General features: G+C 42.6%; 17 protein-coding genes. 10 read left to right on the top strand and 7 right to left on the bottom strand.

The window, feature by feature from the left end:
• The first annotated feature begins 81 nt into the window (after nt 1-81).
• From rimM to rplS, 4 genes are all read left to right on the top strand, one after another.
• Nucleotides 82-609, top strand: coding sequence for a ribosome maturation factor RimM (rimM, locus tag FN831_RS13435; RefSeq protein ID WP_142528689.1), 528 nt, complete (start codon nt 82-84; stop codon nt 607-609).
• A 10-nt stretch (nt 610-619) separates the two neighbouring features.
• Nucleotides 620-1,297, top strand: a complete 678-nt coding sequence (gene trmD, locus FN831_RS13430; RefSeq protein ID WP_142528688.1) for a tRNA (guanosine(37)-N1)-methyltransferase TrmD — start codon at nt 620-622, stop codon at nt 1,295-1,297.
• Between the two features lie 190 nt (nt 1,298-1,487).
• The gene (locus FN831_RS13425; protein WP_246101512.1) at nt 1,488-1,763 is read left to right on the top strand and encodes a hypothetical protein; all 276 of its coding nucleotides are present in this window, start codon (nt 1,488-1,490) and stop codon (nt 1,761-1,763) included.
• A gap of 161 nt (nt 1,764-1,924) precedes the next feature.
• Nucleotides 1,925-2,272: a 50S ribosomal protein L19 gene (rplS, locus tag FN831_RS13420; protein WP_008241658.1), complete on the top strand. Its 348-nt coding sequence runs from the start codon at nt 1,925-1,927 to the stop codon at nt 2,270-2,272.
• A gap of 942 nt (nt 2,273-3,214) precedes the next feature.
• Here the strand turns inward: rplS and FN831_RS13415 are convergent.
• From FN831_RS13415 to FN831_RS13405, 3 genes are read right to left on the bottom strand one after another with little or no spacing between them, the layout of a single operon-like run.
• Nucleotides 3,215-3,874, bottom strand: a complete 660-nt coding sequence (locus FN831_RS13415; protein WP_142528687.1) for a phosphatidylserine decarboxylase family protein — start codon at nt 3,872-3,874, stop codon at nt 3,215-3,217.
• A gap of 56 nt (nt 3,875-3,930) precedes the next feature.
• The gene (gene hpt / locus FN831_RS13410; protein WP_142528686.1) at nt 3,931-4,491 is read right to left on the bottom strand and encodes a hypoxanthine phosphoribosyltransferase; all 561 of its coding nucleotides are present in this window, start codon (nt 4,489-4,491) and stop codon (nt 3,931-3,933) included.
• 16 nt (nt 4,492-4,507) lie between these two features.
• Nucleotides 4,508-6,676, bottom strand: a complete 2,169-nt coding sequence (locus FN831_RS13405; RefSeq protein ID WP_142528685.1) for a transglycosylase domain-containing protein — start codon at nt 6,674-6,676, stop codon at nt 4,508-4,510.
• A 118-nt stretch (nt 6,677-6,794) separates the two neighbouring features.
• Between FN831_RS13405 and FN831_RS13400 the strand changes: the two genes are divergently transcribed.
• Genes FN831_RS13400 through FN831_RS13390 form a run of 3 tightly spaced genes read left to right on the top strand, consistent with a single transcriptional unit; the run spans nt 6,795 to nt 8,846 of the window.
• The gene (locus FN831_RS13400; protein ID WP_142528684.1) at nt 6,795-7,871 is read left to right on the top strand and encodes an Mrp/NBP35 family ATP-binding protein; all 1,077 of its coding nucleotides are present in this window, start codon (nt 6,795-6,797) and stop codon (nt 7,869-7,871) included.
• 32 nt (nt 7,872-7,903) lie between these two features.
• Nucleotides 7,904-8,149: a NifU family protein gene (locus FN831_RS13395; RefSeq protein ID WP_142528683.1), complete on the top strand. Its 246-nt coding sequence runs from the start codon at nt 7,904-7,906 to the stop codon at nt 8,147-8,149.
• Between the two features lie 55 nt (nt 8,150-8,204).
• Complete coding sequence (locus tag FN831_RS13390; RefSeq protein ID WP_142528682.1) at nt 8,205-8,846, top strand: peptidase associated/transthyretin-like domain-containing protein; 642 nt, start codon at nt 8,205-8,207, stop codon at nt 8,844-8,846.
• Here the strand turns inward: FN831_RS13390 and def are convergent.
• Together def and FN831_RS13380 are read right to left on the bottom strand one after the other, a co-directional pair.
• Complete coding sequence (gene def, locus FN831_RS13385) at nt 8,843-9,403, bottom strand: peptide deformylase (RefSeq protein WP_142528681.1); 561 nt, start codon at nt 9,401-9,403, stop codon at nt 8,843-8,845. The two genes, FN831_RS13390 and def, sit on opposite strands and share 4 nt — an antisense overlap.
• Nucleotides 9,404-9,505: 102 nt before the next feature.
• Nucleotides 9,506-10,735, bottom strand: coding sequence for a M16 family metallopeptidase (locus FN831_RS13380; RefSeq protein ID WP_142528680.1), 1,230 nt, complete (start codon nt 10,733-10,735; stop codon nt 9,506-9,508).
• Nucleotides 10,736-11,000: 265 nt separating this feature from the next.
• Here FN831_RS13380 and htpG point away from each other — a divergent pair, with 265 nt between their 5' ends.
• A complete protein-coding gene (gene htpG, locus FN831_RS13375; RefSeq protein WP_221931342.1) occupies nt 11,001-12,890 on the top strand; it encodes a molecular chaperone HtpG in 1,890 nt (629 codons plus the stop codon).
• Nucleotides 12,891-13,030: 140 nt separating this feature from the next.
• Here the strand turns inward: htpG and FN831_RS13370 are convergent, their stop codons facing one another.
• Together FN831_RS13370 and FN831_RS13365 are read right to left on the bottom strand one after the other, a co-directional pair.
• Nucleotides 13,031-13,951: an MBL fold metallo-hydrolase gene (locus FN831_RS13370; RefSeq protein ID WP_142528679.1), complete on the bottom strand. Its 921-nt coding sequence runs from the start codon at nt 13,949-13,951 to the stop codon at nt 13,031-13,033.
• Nucleotides 13,952-14,044: 93 nt separating this feature from the next.
• The gene (locus tag FN831_RS13365) at nt 14,045-16,123 is read right to left on the bottom strand and encodes a S9 family peptidase (RefSeq protein WP_142528678.1); all 2,079 of its coding nucleotides are present in this window, start codon (nt 16,121-16,123) and stop codon (nt 14,045-14,047) included.
• 198 nt (nt 16,124-16,321) lie between these two features.
• Here FN831_RS13365 and FN831_RS13360 point away from each other — a divergent pair, with 198 nt between their 5' ends.
• Both FN831_RS13360 and FN831_RS13355 read left to right on the top strand, forming a co-directional pair.
• Entirely contained in the window at nt 16,322-16,903 is a 582-nt protein-coding gene (locus FN831_RS13360) for a TlpA family protein disulfide reductase (RefSeq protein ID WP_142528677.1), read from the top strand.
• A 53-nt stretch (nt 16,904-16,956) separates the two neighbouring features.
• Nucleotides 16,957-17,226, top strand: a complete 270-nt coding sequence (locus FN831_RS13355; RefSeq protein WP_142528676.1) for a hypothetical protein — start codon at nt 16,957-16,959, stop codon at nt 17,224-17,226.
• The last annotated feature ends 10 nt before the right edge of the window (nt 17,227-17,236 follow it).

Below are 17,236 nucleotides of genomic sequence, written 5' to 3'. Positions count from 1 at the left end.
TAATTCTTAATCATAGCGAAGAAACCTTCTACAGAATGGTTTCTTCGCTATTTTTATTTTAAAGAATAATTGATCAACAGTATGACGCACGAAGAGGCTTTTTATATAGGATATATTACCAAAACGAAAGGGTTAAAGGGAGAGGTACAATTGTATTTTGAGTACGATGAACCAGGCCTGCTTGATCTGGATGTTGTATTTGCAGATATTAACGGTAAAATGGTGCCTTTTTTTGTGTCGGTTTACAAAATGCAGCCGAATAACACCTGCAATATCTATTTTGACGACATTGATCATATTGATAAAGCGCAGCCTTTGCTGAGAAAAAAAATCTATCTGCCGCTGACAAAGATGCCGGACCGCTCAGAAGATGATTTTCATTATAATGACCTGAAGGGATTTATTGTTACTGATGAAACGATGGGCGAACTGGGAGAGATCATAGAAATCAATGAATATCCACAGCAATTTGTAGCCACCGTCTCTTACCAGAACAAAGAAGTGATGTTTCCTTTGAATGAAGATATGATCATCGAGATTGATGAGGATGAAGGTACGCTGCTCGTTGACCTTCCTGACGGACTACTGGATATTTACTTGTCTAACTAATTATTAATTTATGCGTTTCGATATCATCACCGTATTGCCAGACCTGCTGCAAAGTCCTTTTGCACATTCTATCCTGCAACGTGCCCAAACTAAAGGGATCGCGGAGATCGTGGTTCACAGTCTCCGGGATTACGCTACCAACAAGCAGCGGAGTGTGGATGATTATCCGTACGGTGGAGGCAGTGGAATGGTGATGTCTATAGAGCCCTTTGCCAGGTGTATTGAGGCCTTACAGGAGCAGAGAACGTACGATGAGGTGATCTTTATGAGTCCGGATGGTATGACATTGAATCAATCCATGGCAAATGAGCTGTCTGGTTTTAAAAATGTGATCATTCTTTGCGGCCACTATAAGGGAATTGACCAGCGGATCAGGGATATCTATGTAACCCGCGAGATCTCTATCGGAGATTATGTCCTGTCTGGCGGAGAGCTGCCTGCTGCGGTTCTCGTTGATGCCATTGTAAGGCTGATACCGGGAGTATTGAATGATGAAACCTCTGCTTTGTCTGACAGCTTTCAGGGCGGTTTGCTGGATGCGCCTATATATACCCGTCCGGCCGACTGGAAAGGGCATCTTGTGCCTGAGATACTCTTAAGCGGGCACGAATCCAAAATTAATAACTGGAGACATGAAATGGCTCTTGCGCGTACACAGCGCCTTCGCCCGGACCTGCTGGAGGATTAAGCCCTGTAATTCTTTTTCTACTGCCTATATGATGTCTCTGAATGCTTTCTGTCGTTTTTTGTTATTTCTGTATTAAGTAATTTCTTTTCCTTTATTTTATTTTTAAATGTAATTATTTATATATTTACGAAATTGTTTCCTGATGATGGTTTCAGGACTGTTATGTACGTTAAAAATAATTTCAATAGAGATGAGTGAAAATATCGAAAAGTATAAGATTAATGCTTTCTTAGACAGACTTACGATTAAGGAATATAAATTTGCGATGAAGACAATACCTGTGGTGTTGGATGTTTCGATGAATACGTTTCACAATTACCGGAAAATAAAGCTGGGAGACCGCCAGGATATTCCCTATGAAAAAGTTAAACAGCTTGAAATATTATTTGGGATTCAAAATGATACCCTGATCAATCAGAAAACAACAGGAAAAAGCCTTACCCAGTTGTTCAAGGGCGATAAATAAGAATTTCATAAGGGCTAAGGGGGGAATTACCCTGACAGCAAAAATGTGGATTTCTAAAAGAATGTGGAAAAAAATGAAATTCCCTTTTTTTTATAAAAAATATTTCCTAATATTGCAGTCCGATTTTAAACAACAAAAAGTCGGCTTAATAGCTTAAAATCATGGATTTAGTAAAATTTGTTGAAGAGCAGGTAATCGCAAAGAACGAGTTTCCTGCATTCAAATCAGGAGATACAGTGAGTGTTCACTATAAAATTCGCGAAGGTAATAAAGAACGTATTCAAATTTACCAAGGCGTGGTCTTACAACGTAACAGCGTAGGTGCTAATGAGACATTTACAGTTCGTAAAATGTCAAACGGTGTTGGTGTAGAGCGTATCTTCCCAATCAATTCCCCAAACATTGCTAAAATTGAAGTTAACAGTCACGGTAAAGTACGTAGAGCTAAATTGTTCTATCTACGTGAGTTAACTGGTAAAGCAGCTCGTATCAAGTCTAAGAGAGTTTAGTTACCTGTACAAAATATACAAGCCTTCCCGATATCCGCGGGGAGGTTTTTTTGTTGGGTCATTTTTATAAAAAAAGGTAAGTAGTTTCGATGCTGCATTAATTTGCTGCGCAAACAAACGCTAGGCATCGGAAACTACTTACCTTTTTTTAACAGGCTTCCCTTGGGTTGATCCAAAGCATGGTGCAGAAGCATGGTGCGGAAGCGTAGTGCAAAAGCATGATGCAGAAGCATGGTGCGGAAGCGTAGTGCGGAAGCATGTTGCAAAAGCGTGTGCGGAAGCGTATTGCAAAAGCATGATGCAGAAGCATGTTGCAAATGCGTGGAGCACAAGCATGGTTTAAAAGCATGTTGCAAAAGCGTAGTGCAAAAAAAATATGATGCGGAAGCGTAGTGCAGAAGCATGTTGCGGAGGCATGATGCAGAAGAATGGTGCCGGGTAAATTGATAATCTTGCGCACAAATATGACGCAAAAGAAGATGGATAAGCCTGGTGCAGAATCCTCAGCGCATTGCCGCCATTTATGATCTGAGCGGTGTGATTTGATCCTGCTATATGTCCAGAGGGGATGATGGTAAATCTGATGCCTGGGCCGAATGGAGAGTGCAGATATGATAGTGGTCAGGAGTAATTCACATTCGTAGGTGGATCTGTTGACAAGGATATGGCAATAGCCATTGCGATAAGAGAGAGACCAGGCTAGCCCACTGAGGAGGATGAGCGGTTTTTGGATGAGGGTAATATAAGGCATGGCGTAGGCGATTTGCTTAGCCAGAATACTTGTCCTTCCTGGTACAGGATAAACTGGAAAAAAATAATTCCCTGTATCGATGCCTAGCGTTTTTTTGCGCAGCAAAATAATGCAGCATCGATACAGGGAATTATTTTTTCAGCGAAGCCAGAAGATCTTAAGCTCCCTGTCAGCATATCCCTTACAACAGCCTACGCAAGCTCAGCCAGTACAGTTATCCCGCCTTTTACAACCTGATTAAGTTCCAGGTTAACCTTTGTGCCAACCGGCAGGAATATATCCACTCTGGAGCCGAATTTAATGAAACCAAATTCTTTGCTCTGCTCAACTACATCACCTTCTTTAACATACCACACGATCCTTCTGGCCAGGGCCCCGGCGATTTGTCTGTAGAGTACAGGAATTCCGGTTTCGTGCTCTACTACAACTGTAGTACGCTCGTTTTCGGTAGATGATTTAGGGTTCCATGCAGCCAGATATTTTCCGGGATGATATTTGAAAAACTTGACTACCCCTGAGATCGGGTTCCTGTTAATATGTACATTTACAGGCGACATGAAAATAGATACCTGCAACCTTTTATCTTTAAAATATTCGCCTTCTATGGTTTCTTCAATCACAACTACCTTTCCGTCGGCCGGACAGATTACCAGATTATTGCCATTGACAAATGCCCTTGATGGATTCCTGAAGAATTGAAGCACCGTAACAAATAAAGCAAATGAAAGCAGATAGCCAGCCCACCTTAACCAGGTAACGTCGGCAAATCTGTAATCGATTATAGCGTTCAGGATAAAAATAAAAAGCAATGAAACGGCTATAGTTGTATAACCTTCTTTATGTATTGTCATTAGGTATAAAATATGTTTCTAGATGTTTCTGCAAATTTGTGAAAAATTTACCGGAATCAGGTTAAGGAAATGTTATCTGGGATAACGCGGTAGATGTCTTTCAGATTCCGGCCTAATCCATTATAATCAAGGCCGTAACCTACTACAAATTCGTTAGGGATTTCAAAGCCTGTATATTCAAGTTCTTCAATCGGATGCAGGATTGCATCGGGCTTGTACAGCAATGTACATACGCGGACTGATGCTGGTTCCTGCAAATACACCTTCTCCAGGATAAATTTTAGCGTAAAGCCGGTATCAACGATATCTTCAACCAGGATAACGTGACGCCCTTTAAGATCTTCAGATATTCCGAATACCTCTTTTATTGCTCCGGTGCTGGATGTGCCTGCGTATGAAGCAACTCTGATAAAGCCAACTTCACATGGGACCTCCACTTCCTTAAGGAGGTCGGCCATAAACAGAAAACTGCCATTGAGTACGCCAATGAAGACCGGACAGAGTCCTTCATAATCAACATTAAGTTCTGTGCCGATTAAACGGGTTCTTTTGGCAATACTATCGTTTTCAATAAACAGCTCAAATTGTTTATCTCCAACTTCAATTTTATTCTTCATCTCTTTTATGGCGGCGTTAATTCGTTAGCTTTTCCTTTTCTTTCTCCAGGCGGCGCTTTTCACGGCGTTCCCGGCGCAAGTCCTTTTTTGACTTTTTTAGCGTATCCTCCACGCCAAGGTTTCTGCTGGTAGAATCTTTGTCTTTTCGGGAACGGCCAAATAACCTGTCGAACAGGCTTTTGGATTCGTCCTGCATTTTTACGGGCGGGGCACTGGCCTCGGAATCAGGATCAAATGCCGTCGTATCTACCTTCGCTGAATCAGGAAGCAGGTACTGCCGGAGGCCTTCGCGCAGCCTTACATTATAAAAGCCGTATCCGCTGGTATCTGCGGGCGTTAAACCGCGGCGCGCCATAATTCTGCCCATATACCTGAAATAGGGAAGCATGTACTCTTTAAGGCTGCCGTCGCCCTGGAATTTAAACATGGCAATCTTAGGATTAGGGACAATATTGGCCAGGAATATACCTTCTCCTATGTTCAGTTCTGAAGGGCTCTTTCCAAAATACTGTCTGGAGGCCTCGCCAATCCCATAAATATTTCTACCCATCTCGATGATGTTGAAATAGACTTCGAGCATCCGCTGTTTGCTCACCAGGCGGTTATTCTCGATCAGCCATACGATCAGGATCTCCTCCGCCTTGCGTGCAAGGGTTTTGTTCCGGCTTAGAAATACGTTTTTAACCAGCTGCATAGAGATGGTACTGCCGCCACGCACAAATTTTTTCTTTTTAAAATTGATCACAAACGATTTGCGGATAGATTCTTCAACGAAGCCATGGTGCGTAAAGAAGGAAGGATCTTCTGAGGTTAGCAGCGCATTTTTAAAATTGCTGGAGATCTCAGACAGCGGGGTATAGTTAGGATTAGAGGGGCCGATGGTGATATCACGCATGGGCTTTCCCTTTTCATAAGGTGTATAAACAAATACGTTATTGATTTTTTGCAGGTCTGTTTTGCCAAGCTTCACGATTTTAAAGTCGTACGGTGTAAGGGTAGAATTAAACCTGAGGCTGTCTGGCGTACTGCTGTCGAGGTAAAAATTAAGGTCGTATTTAACTTTGCCTTTCACCTGCAACCCTTCCAGTGATTCAAAAAGTCCTACAGGAAAAGCATTGATCATGGCTTGTGCGTCCTGCTCATCCGCATGGATCTTTACTTCATAGATCTTATCAGGCGATAAGGTATACTTTAAATAAGGATGAAACGAAGCATCTTTTAAAAATACGGTACTACTGCTGTCGAGTGCCACGAAATTGGACCCTACCATCAGGTCGGCATCAATTTTCGCATTTTTTACGATGATATCATTGGCGGCGATTTTAGGATGGTTGATCAGCAGGTTCTGTATGGACCACGACCCTGTGATCTTAAAATTATCACCACTATAGTCGGCATTTTTCAGTTCAGTCCTGATCGTATCGAAGCTGATTTTTGCATGAAGCTTATTTTCCAGGTAGGGGAGTTCCACCTTCTTATTGTCAGCAAAGAACAGCACATCCATCTGTTGCTTGGAAGGTTTGATCTTTCCGTTGACATGCCAGGTAGATTCATTGTTGTTGACCAGGATCGTAGATTTCAGATCACCATCATCTATCGTGGCGGTGGTAGTGAGCAAGGTTACTTTTGCAGTATCATTATCATTGAGTGTAAACAGGAGGTTTTTCATCTCCATATCTTCAGGTATTTTGTCCAGCACCTGATTGAGCAAATCATGGGCAAGTTCACTCAGATCTGTTTTTGTGGTTTTGTCGGGATTATCTTTCTTTTTCCTTTTCAGGATGAAGTCAAGGTTAGTCAGGCTGTCTTTCAGTACCACATTCAGCTTTCCGTTATCCAGCTTCAGCTCTGCAACGTTCACATTTCCAAAGAGCAGTGGAAATAATTTAACACCTACAGAAAGATCTGAGATAGTTGTAAGCGTGTCGCGGTCTTTTGGGACTACGGAGATGTCTTTCATATCAACGGTAGCGAGCCCGCTGAAGCCGGCTTTACCGATTTTTACGTCGAGGCCATAATTGTCATTTGCTTTTTTGATTGCTTTGGCCATCATTTTTTGGAGGAGCGCTTCTCTCTTGCTGTAAGCAACGGATCCTAATATGATAAGGGCGACAAGCAGTATCCCTATAACCCATGCACCAGCTTTGATGTACTTTTTAGGAATGTTTATTTTTGGAAGATGCATGCTGTAAAATAGATGTTTAGTTGCATAACGTCAAATGCAAATGTTTATTTCGTGTTAAAATTACACTTAAAAACCCTAAAATCAATTAATTGTACGCTGCTTTTGTTAATTTTGAGCAATGGAAATTAGCAGCGAACAAGTTTTGGCGGCTCTGAGAAATGTAGAAGACCCTGATTTTAAAAAAGATCTGGTGACACTCAACATGATCAAGGACCTGACAATTGAAGATAAAAAAATTAGTTTTACCCTTGAACTCACTACGCCTGCATGTCCGATGAAAGACATGCTGAGAAATGCATGTTTGAACGCGATCAAATATTTCGTGGCACAGGATGCAGATATACATATCAATATTACATCGAGAGTGACCAAGCCGGCAGACACCAGCCAGCTGGCCGATATCAAAAATATTATCCTCGTATCTTCGGGAAAAGGAGGAGTAGGAAAATCTACTGTTGCCAGTAACCTGGCCGTGACGCTGGCGGCAGACGGAGCAAAGGTAGGCTTGATCGATGCAGATATTTACGGGCCCTCTGTACCAACCATGTTTGGCCTGGTAGGGGCTAAGCCAAGTGCAAGAGAAACTGCGGAAGGAAAGACACTGATCCTGCCGATAGAGAAATATGGCATCAAGTTATTGTCGCTCGGTTTTTTTGCAGATCCGGACCAGCCGGTGCCCTGGCGTGGGCCAATGGCTTCAAATGCAATCAAACAGTTGTTCAATGACGCCGACTGGGGCGAGCTGGATTACCTTATTGTGGACCTTCCTCCGGGAACAGGCGATATTCACATCACCATTACCCAGAGTTTCCCGATTGCCGGGGCTGTAATTGTAACCACGCCGCAACAGGTGGCACTGGCAGACACCAGAAAAGGACTTGCAATGTTCAAAATGCCTAGTATAAATATTCCTGTACTGGGGGTAATTGAGAATATGGCATACTTTACGCCAGAGGAACTGCCAGATAATAAATATTACATCTTTGGCAGAGACGGCGGTAAAGCCCTTGCAACAGCCTTTGAGGTCCCTTTTTTGGGTGAGATCCCGATTGTACAGGGAATTACAGAGGGGGGCGATAGTGGTACGCCAATTGCACTGAATAAAGAGAGCAAAACCGCTGCGGCCTTTGCTGAAATTGCTGGTAAAATTGCGCAGCAAGTCTCAATAAATAATGCAAGCCCGGTGAATTGCTAAAAAATTACTAAATTTATATTTTAAAATCTATCATGGATATCACACAACAAGTTGAACAGGCATTAGAAACTATCCGCCCTTATCTGATTGCAGACGGAGGAGATGTCGCTATAGAAGAGATTACGTCAGATAAAGTAGTCAGATTAAAATTATTGGGGAACTGCGGAACCTGCAAAATGAGCTTTATGACAATGAAAGCAGGTATTGAGCAGGCTATTTTGAAAGCTGTACCAGAAATAACTGCTGTAGAAGCGATTAACTTATCAGAGCCGGTTTAAATTCATTTAACAAAATTTAACTAGCCGCTTTATTAAATACAGCTATTTTTGTCCGATGAAATATGCTTTCACCCTGATCTTCATTTTTCTTACTGCAGGACTGTTTGCGCAGCAGGCACCTGCCGGGAGAGGACTGATCCAATTTTCAGGAATTATCACGGACGTGGATAGTAATTTCGTTGTGCCCTATGTAACGATCACAAATAAATCCAATAAGGAACAGCGTTATGGTGCAAACTACAAGGGCTACTTTTCATTTGTAGCACATCCCGGAGATACACTGGTCTATAACGCAATCGGATATACCGATAAAACTATCACTATTCCATTGACAATCAAAGAGGTAAAATATACTGCAATGGTGAAAATGAAATCGGAGATCGTTTATCTTCCTGCCGTGAGGATCTATCCCTGGGCAACCGTAGAAGAGTTTACCAAAGATTTTCTTGCGCTGAAGATTGCCGATGATGATATGGAGATTGCGCGGAAAAACCTTTCAGGCCGGTCAATCAATGGAAAGATTCAGAATCTGCCCAGAGATGCCGGAGAGATCTCCAATATAAATTTCCGTATGGATCAGGACAGGGAACTGAACAGAAACCTGGTTCAGGGCAATCCGCTGCTCAACCCTTTCGCCTGGGGCAAGCTGATGCAGCAAATTTTTAACGGCGATAAAAGCAGGCAAAACGCTAATTAGCGTTTTCTGCGCTGCTGCGGGAATTTCATTTTGTAATCTGCGCGCACTTCACCTCTCGAAATCGAATCCAGCTTAGACTTCAGCATCCGCTTGCGCAGCAGGCTCAGGGTATCTGTAAATAGTTTTCCCTGGATATGGTCGTACTCATGCTGTACCACACGTGCAGGCATACCTGTAAGTTGTTCTTCGCGCAGTTCCCAGTTCTCATCATAGTACTGTACCCTTACGTTTGGCTTGCGCAATACTTCTTCTCTGATGTCAGGAATGCTTAAGCAGCCTTCTGTAAATGCCCATGGCTCGCCTGTTTCTTCCAGGATCGTTGCGTTGATGAAAACCCTTTTGAAACCTGGTTTTCCCTCTTCATCATCGCCGGTATCTACAATGAACAATCTGATTGGCAAACCTACCTGAGGTGCCGCAAGGCCAACGCCGCTTGCTGCGTACATGGTATCAAACATATCGCTGATCAGCTTTTGTAATTCCGGGTAATCTTTGTCGATGTTTACACACAACTTCCTTAAAACCGGATCACCATAAGCTACAATTGATAATTTCATCTATTCTAATATTTTTATAATGTCATTCTGTTCACAGGATACATCCTGGTCCTTCTGCTCTGCGATAGTATTATGCGGCAGAAGAATACAAAAGTACGATTATTAGCCTAAAGGGTAAAAGGTTAAGACGCTCATTTTTTTCTCATCCAGCATTTCAGCAGCAATCTCCGCCATATCAGCGGTGCTGACGGCTTCAATTTTCCTGAAAACAGTTTCGAGGTTATCTATTTTGTTGTAATCGCTGAGGCTTTTTGCCATGGAGATAATGAGTCCGATCCTGTTTTCTTCGCCCAGGGCAATCTGACCGATAAATTTATTTTTGGCTTTCTGGAGCTGTACTTCGGTCAGCGGGTTTTCACGGATCTTTTTAAACTCTTTGTATATGAGGGCAAGCGCACGGTCTACTTTTTCTTTATCTGTCCCAAAATATACCGTAAAAATGCCGGTATCGCTCAGAGGGCTGTAACCAGACTCGATACTGTAGGCGATGCCATGTTTTTCCCTGATCTGGAGATTCAGGATAGAACTCATCCCGGTACCGCAAAGCAGGTTATTCAATAACAACAGTCCTGTTTTAAAGGGATGATGTAATGAATAGGCTTGTGATCCGATCATGGTGTGTGCCTGCATAATTGGTTTGTCATCTGTACGGATAATTACCGGGGCTGTGGCAGGCACTGATCTATGCTGCTCCTTGAGGTTCTCAGGAATTCCCTCATAATATTTTGTAAAAATTTTGACCGCTTTTGGCAGGGTGTAATTGCCTAAAACAGCGATCACAATTTTATCTGTATGGTAATTGGCAGCAATAAAATCTTTGATATCCTGCTGGCTAAGGGCATTAACGCTTTCTGTTGTACCTAAAATATTCCGCCCTAAAGGATGGTCTGCAAAAACCAGATCTTCAAAATCATCATATATAGCTTCTTCAGGCTGATCCAGGTATGAGGCGATCTCATCAAGGATCACTCCTTTTTCTTTTTCCATTTCATCTTCAGGAAAGGTAGAATGGAAAACGATATCGTTAAAAAGCTCTAATGTCCTGTCCAGATAAGGGTGCAGGAATGAAGCGTGAATGCAGGTATATTCTTTGGTGGTATAGGCATTTAAATCAGCACCTACGCTCTCCAGACGATTGAGGATCTGATTGGTGTTCCTTTTCTCTGTGCGCTTAAAAATCAGATGCTCGATGAAATGGGCCAATCCCGACTGGGATTCGCTCTCATCCCTGGAACCACTGTTGATAATGATACAGGCATGAGAGATTGCAGATGCAGAGGGCACATGAAGCAGGCGGATGCCGTTTGGCAAAGTATGTACATTATATTCCATTGGGAAACAAAGATACAGAAGAACTTTGCTACCGGATTGTAATATTCACGGTTAAACTTCGCAACGTACAGTTTGCCTTCGAATGAGTAGCTGTTAAGACTTTCTGCCGGCACTTACGCTCATCTGGTGGTTTAGATGATTAAGCTGGGTATAATAATGTCCAGTTCTTCAGTTCCAATTTCTTCACATTACTGTCAATTTGACAAAAAAACAAATTGGAACATACCTTGATAGGTGTCTGATGTACTTAAAAATGAGTTAACATATGAGCATAGAAGAAAAAGGGAGTATTTCCATACATACCGAGAACATTTTTCCTATTATTAAGAAATTCCTTTACTCGGACAATGAGATTTTTCTGCGTGAACTGGTTTCAAATGCGGTTGATGCGGTACAAAAAATCAAACGTTTAGCTGCCTTAGGACAGTTTAACGGTGAACTGGGCGATACACTTGTTGCGGTTGCACTTGATGAGGAGAAAAAGACCATTACGATCAGCGACAGCGGACTGGGAATGACAGCTGAAGAGATTAAAAAATATATTAATCAGGTGGCTTTTTCCGGTGCAAGCGAATTTGTAGAGAAATTTAAAGACGCTAAAGATGCCAATGAGATCATTGGTAAGTTCGGATTGGGTTTCTATTCTGCTTTCATGGTATCAGACCTGGTCGAAATACAAACTTTATCTTATCAGGATGGTGCAGAGCCTGCACGCTGGGTATGTGACGGAAGTACCTCTTACGAAATTACTGAAGGATCACGTACTACACGCGGTACAGACATTATTCTTCATATCAATGCTGAATCTGAAGAGTTCCTGAGCAAACATAAAATAGAAGAGATCCTTGATAAATACGGTAAATTCTTACCAGTTCCGATTAAATTTGGTACAAAGACTACGCAGGAACCAGATGGAGAAGACGAAGAGGGCAAACCAAAAACAGTAGCTGTTGAAGTTGATAATATCATCAATACTACTGCTCCGATCTGGACAAAGGCACCTGCAGATTTGTCAGACCAGGATTATCTTGATTTTTACAAACAATTGTATCCTTTTTCTGAGGACCCTTTATTCTGGATCCACCTGAATGTTGATTACCCGTTTAACCTGACAGGCGTACTGTACTTCCCTAAGGTGAAGAACGATTTCGATATGCAGCGCAATAAGATCAAGTTGTTCAGTCGCCAGGTATTTATTACTGATGAGGTAAAAGATATTGTTCCTGAATTCCTTATGCTGCTTCATGGTGTAATTGACTCACCGGATATTCCTCTGAATGTATCAAGAAGCTTTTTACAGGCTGACAGCAACGTTAAAAAAATCAATAGCTATATCACCAAGAAAGTAGCAGATAAACTTGCTGAGCTGTTCAATAAAGACCGTAAATCTTACGAAGACAAATGGAGCGATATAGGCCTGTTCGTGAAATACGGAATGGTAAGCGAAGAGAAATTTTACGATAAGGCAAAAGACTTTGCGCTGCTGACCAATACCAAAAATGAGCACTATACACTGGAGGAATACCGTGAAAAAGTGGCATCTGTACAGACCGATAAAAATGGTCAGGTAGTTTATATCTATACCAATGATCCGGCCAAGCAGGACAGCTTTATCCAATCGGCCGGCAAAAAGGATTATGATGTATTACTGATGAACTCGGCTATTGATAATCACTTCGTAAGTTCATTGGAGCAGAAACTGGAAAAAACACTGATGAAACGTGTAGATTCCAGCGTAGCAAGCAAGCTGATCGAGAAAGATGAAGCTGTTGAGTCTGTGTTGACTGAAGAGCAGTCGGCCAAAGTGAAAGAAGTTTTTGAAAAGGCTATTGTTAAACCGGGCTTCCAGGTTGAAATCGTTGGCCTTAATCCGGATGAGTTCCCGGTTACTGTAACCATGGACGAGTTTATGCGACGCATGAAAGATATGGCTCAGATGGGTGGCGGAATGAGTTTTTATGGCAGCATGCCTGATAACTATAAAGTAGCTATCAACGGAAACCACAAACTGGTTAACCGTATTTTACAGACTGAAGATGCAGAAGAGCAAGGTGCCCTGGCAAAACAGGCCGTAGATCTTGCCTTGCTTTCTCAGGGTATGCTTACGGGTGCAGAATTAACCGCATTCGTAAACCGCAGCGTTGAACTGATCTAGTTTTAATATTGATTGCCGGTTTTAAATCAGGCAATTGAAAGGCTGGTCTGTTATGATTGAACCCCAAATTGGACAAAAACTTTTGGGATTTAATCATAAGAGATCAGCCTTTTTATGTTTCCAATGTGATGATTCCTTAACTAGCGGGATTTTATTTTGTTCACCAGTCCAAATACCGCTACGGCAGACAATACAAAAACAGTACAGATGAGCGCGGTATTGAAACGGGCAGGTGGCAGATATTGTACTCCTTTCCTGTTTGTTTTTGCTGGTTCATGTACATAACGTCCATTGTCTGGCATCGCCAGCTCCTGAAAGTTATTTGCCAGGTCACCCAATCCCTGGGTCAGTTCATCTCCCTGAATTACCGGCCCATGTCCGGTAGCAGCAATTTCCGGTTTCAGGTCGCGCAGCTTCTTTACAGACATGGCTGCTGAAAGCCAGTTCGGGGTAAAATATTTTGGAGGACCGGACAATTCTTTTTTCTGTGCAATTACGGCGAGCAGGGATTCAGATTTTACATTCACAAAAGCATCGCCAGCTATCAGCAGCTTATCCTCTGGCCTGAACAAAGAAACATGTCCCGGGCTATGACCGGGTGTATGTATACAATCCCATTCCGGCATATGCGGTACCGTCCCGTCTTTTGTCAAAGGATGAACGTGGCCGCTAATATTGATTGGCCCTTTGGGGTAAATGAAAGAGAACGCAGTCATGAGCCCGCCGCCCGCAGTTGGATCTGGTGGCGGGTATGCCGAAAGTCCTGTGAGATAAGGCAGCTCAAGCGGGTGGGCGTATACCTTCACCGGCCATTTAGCCAGCAACTCTTTCAGTGCGCCTACGTGGTCAAAATGTCCATGCGTAAGAATAATGGCAGAAGGAGGCACATCTGTGCCAAAGAGTTCTTCTGCCATTTTGATGATTTTCTCTGCCCCAGTCTTTAAACCGGCATCTACGAGTACCCACTCTCCTGGGGCGGTCGCAACCATATAAATATTTACAAAAACTATTTTCATACCCCACACTCCGGGAGCGACCTGGGTATATGTTTTGTTTTCCATGCGAATTCAGATTGATGTGCTTACGCTAACAAAATCTTTATTCGCTGGTTTTTATGAAATTGTTTTTTATGAATAATTTCCCCGGGAGAGAAACTATTCACCTATACCTTCAAGGCTTAACAGGAATGCATAGTTTAATGCAATATCTTTCAGGTAATCAAATCTTCCGGAAGCGCCCCCGTGACCGAAATCCATATCTGTTTTGAGCAGCAATACGTTGTTATCAGTTTTGGTTGCGCGTAGTTTGGCCACCCATTTGGCAGGTTCGAAATATTGTACCTGACTATCATGCAAACCTGTGGTCACCAGCAGGTTTGGATAAGCTTTCTTTTCTATATTTTCATAGGGAGAATAGCTTTTCATATAATGATAGGCATTTGCATTTTTTGGGTTTCCCCATTCATCAAACTCATTGGTCGTCAGCGGGATGCTTTCGTCCAGCATGGTATTTACCACATCCACAAAAGGAACCTGTGCAATTACGCCATGCCATAAGTCAGGTTCCAGATTGATCACGGCTCCCATCAGCAAACCTCCTGCACTTCCTCCCTGGGCATACAAATGTGCGGCGCTGGTATACTTTTCAGTAATCAGGAATTTCCCGCAGTCGATAAAATCATTGAAAGTATTCAACTTTTTCATCAGCTTGCCGTCTTCATACCATTGTCTTCCCATTTCCTGGCCACCGCGGATATGTGCAATGGCAAAAACAAACCCCCTGTTCAGCAAGCTAAGGTTGTTGCTGGAAAAGGATGCATCCATACTATGGCCGTAAGATCCGTATGCATAAAGCAGTAAGGGCGCATTGCCATCCTTTTTAAGCCCCTTTTTATAGACCAGTGATAACGGAACCTGAGTGCCGTCTTTTGCGGTTGCATATAGCCGCTCAGTTATATATTCATCCCTGTTATATCCTCCTACAACTTCCTGCTGTTTCATCAGCGTTTTGGCTTTGGTATCCATGTTATAGTCATACACTGATACAGGGGTGGTCATGGAAGTGTATATGTAGCGTAAGCTCTGACTATTATATTCTGGGTTTGATCCAATGGCCGCTGTATAGGCGGGCTCTCCGAAATCAATATAATGTTCCGCTCCATTCACATTTCGTATACGCAGCTGCGCCAGTCCATTCTTACGTTCTGAGATAACGATGAAATCCCTGAATTCTTCTACTTCTTCAAGCAGCACATCTTTGCGGTGAGGGATCACTTCTTTCCAGTGCGCTTTATCCGTCTGACCGAACGGACATTCCATCAGGCGGAAATTTTGTGCCTCCAAGTTGGTCAGGATCAGAAATTTATCCTCCAGCGGAACTATGGTGTATAAAACATCCTTTGTGCGCGACTGAAATACGGTAAAGTCAGCGTCAGGCTGATCAGCACTGATCATCCTCACCTCTGAAGATAAAGTAGCCTGCGAATAGATAAATATATACTCGCCCGATTTGGATTTCTCTACACCGATATAATTTGATTTATCTTTTTCTTCATATACCACCGGGTCTTCAGACGCTTCGGTTCCCAGTCTGTGTTTCTGGATCTTTTCGCTGAGCAAGGTGACAGGATGTTTGGCGGTGTAAAATAACGTGTTGCTATCTGCTGCCCAGACCGGATCACCTTCTGTATTGGGGATGGCATCACTTATTAATTCACCTGTTTCCAGATCTTTAATGAAGATGGTGTATTGTCTTCTGGAAACATTATCTACGCCATATGCCAGCAGTTTATTGTCGGGACTAATACTGTAACCTCTGGCAGAGTAATAAGAATGACCTTTAGCTAGTTCATCAATATCAAGCAAGATCTCTTCAGGAGAGCTGAGTGAGTCCTTTTTGCGGCAGTACTTTGAATATTCCTTCCCTTCTTCAGTTCTGGAGTAGTAGAAATATCCGTTTTTAAAAACCGGAACGGATTCATCCTTTTCTTTGATACGGCCTTTTAGTTCCTTAAAAAGATCGTCTTGCAGAGTTTTGGTGCCCTCCATCATCTGATCCAGATATTCGTTTTCGGCCTTAATGTAATCTATTGTCTTTTCACTGTTGGGGCCCTCCTTAAAATAGTCTATCATCCAGTAATAATTATCCGTTACTGTATCTCCGTGTATAGTCCTTTGTTCGGGAATCATCTCTGCTACCGGAGGTTTTACATTGGGCCATTTATATTTGTTCATCTTCAGTATTTGTTTTCTCAGTTTCTTATTTGTGTTTGTTTCAGCTGCCTTCTGCGCGATAGGTCCTGAGGCTTACAGAAGATCAGATGTGTCTCTGGGCATACCATAGCAGGATTTCATTTTGTATCTTTGTTTGTCATCTGCAGAGGGGCGGAGCAGATGCAAATTAAGATTTAATTTTAGAAACGATGTTGGAAGATGAGAAAAATACTTAACATAAAAAATATATCCAATGCGGTGCTGATCCTGTTTTTTATTGCGATCATCATTGTTCCTTCAGCAAAAGCGATGGTCCTGGTGGGGCTGATGAAAGCCGGGCTTTTTTCGCCCGACACCTCTGCCCCTGCGGCACAGCCTTTGAGAGATCTTTCGGGAATACAATTTAAAGATATCAATGGAAAAATCACCGACCTTGGCGATTTAAAAGGGAAAGTTATTTTTCTGAACTTCTGGGCTACCTGGTGCCCTCCATGTATTGCAGAAATGCCGGGAGTGAACAAGCTCTATGAGAGATTTAAAAATGAGAGTGATATCGTTTTTATTCTGGCAGATGCCGACGGAAATCTGACAAAATCCCAAAAGTTTATGCAGAGAAAGAAATTTGCACTGCCTATATTTTCTGTGGCCAGCGAAGTGCCCGAAGTGCTTTTCCAGGGATCATTGCCAACCACCATTGTTTTTGACAAGCAGGGACGTATCATGTACAATGAAGCTGGTGCTGCAAATTATGGTAACCAGAAATTTATAGAATTTATTAACAGGCTCAAAACCACGAATTAGTATATTTGGAGCCCAAAGGCGATATCACAGCGTCTTTGCTTACAGTTAACATTATGCAAGAGCCATTTGATATTACAATAGGAGAGATTGACTACGCTATATTCCCTGAAGGAAATGATACTTATGTAGTTTTTAAGGACGGAAAAGAATATGTACAGATCCAGAAAGACACAGAATCACAGTGGCTGAAGCTGGATCCGGAAACGGCGCTGCCTCTTTTTGAAGAAGATGAGGAGATCAATGCCATCGGCAGGGAGATCATGGCATACGTTCCTGAAATTGAGGAGGAGGAGGACGAAGAGGCTGACGGCGAAGAAGACTAGCCTGATTGTG

Source organism: Pedobacter westerhofensis (genome assembly GCF_900182595.1).
Classification (GTDB): Bacteria; Bacteroidota; Bacteroidia; order Sphingobacteriales; family Sphingobacteriaceae; genus Pedobacter; species Pedobacter westerhofensis.
The sequence above is the reverse complement of the archived record's forward strand: the minus strand, read 5'-3'. Positions and strand labels throughout refer to the sequence as shown.

Coding starts and splice junctions, on each gene's coding strand:
- FN831_RS13395 (WP_142528683.1), top strand. CDS start 7,904: ATGGATATCACACAACAAGTTGAACAGGCATTAGAAACTATCCGCCCT.
- FN831_RS13425 (WP_246101512.1), top strand. CDS start 1,488: ATGAGTGAAAATATCGAAAAGTATAAGATTAATGCTTTCTTAGACAGA.
- hpt (WP_142528686.1), bottom strand. CDS start 4,491: ATGAAGAATAAAATTGAAGTTGGAGATAAACAATTTGAGCTGTTTATT.
- FN831_RS13390 (WP_142528682.1), top strand. CDS start 8,205: ATGAAATATGCTTTCACCCTGATCTTCATTTTTCTTACTGCAGGACTG.
- rimM (WP_142528689.1), top strand. CDS start 82: ATGACGCACGAAGAGGCTTTTTATATAGGATATATTACCAAAACGAAA.
- FN831_RS13400 (WP_142528684.1), top strand. CDS start 6,795: ATGGAAATTAGCAGCGAACAAGTTTTGGCGGCTCTGAGAAATGTAGAA.
- FN831_RS13370 (WP_142528679.1), bottom strand. CDS start 13,951: ATGGAAAACAAAACATATACCCAGGTCGCTCCCGGAGTGTGGGGTATG.
- FN831_RS13355 (WP_142528676.1), top strand. CDS start 16,957: ATGCAAGAGCCATTTGATATTACAATAGGAGAGATTGACTACGCTATA.
- rplS (WP_008241658.1), top strand. CDS start 1,925: ATGGATTTAGTAAAATTTGTTGAAGAGCAGGTAATCGCAAAGAACGAG.
- trmD (WP_142528688.1), top strand. CDS start 620: ATGCGTTTCGATATCATCACCGTATTGCCAGACCTGCTGCAAAGTCCT.
- htpG (WP_221931342.1), top strand. CDS start 11,001: ATGAGCATAGAAGAAAAAGGGAGTATTTCCATACATACCGAGAACATT.
- def (WP_142528681.1), bottom strand. CDS start 9,403: ATGAAATTATCAATTGTAGCTTATGGTGATCCGGTTTTAAGGAAGTTG.
- FN831_RS13405 (WP_142528685.1), bottom strand. CDS start 6,676: ATGCATCTTCCAAAAATAAACATTCCTAAAAAGTACATCAAAGCTGGT.
- FN831_RS13380 (WP_142528680.1), bottom strand. CDS start 10,735: ATGGAATATAATGTACATACTTTGCCAAACGGCATCCGCCTGCTTCAT.
- FN831_RS13365 (WP_142528678.1), bottom strand. CDS start 16,123: ATGAACAAATATAAATGGCCCAATGTAAAACCTCCGGTAGCAGAGATG.
- FN831_RS13360 (WP_142528677.1), top strand. CDS start 16,322: ATGAGAAAAATACTTAACATAAAAAATATATCCAATGCGGTGCTGATC.
- FN831_RS13415 (WP_142528687.1), bottom strand. CDS start 3,874: ATGACAATACATAAAGAAGGTTATACAACTATAGCCGTTTCATTGCTT.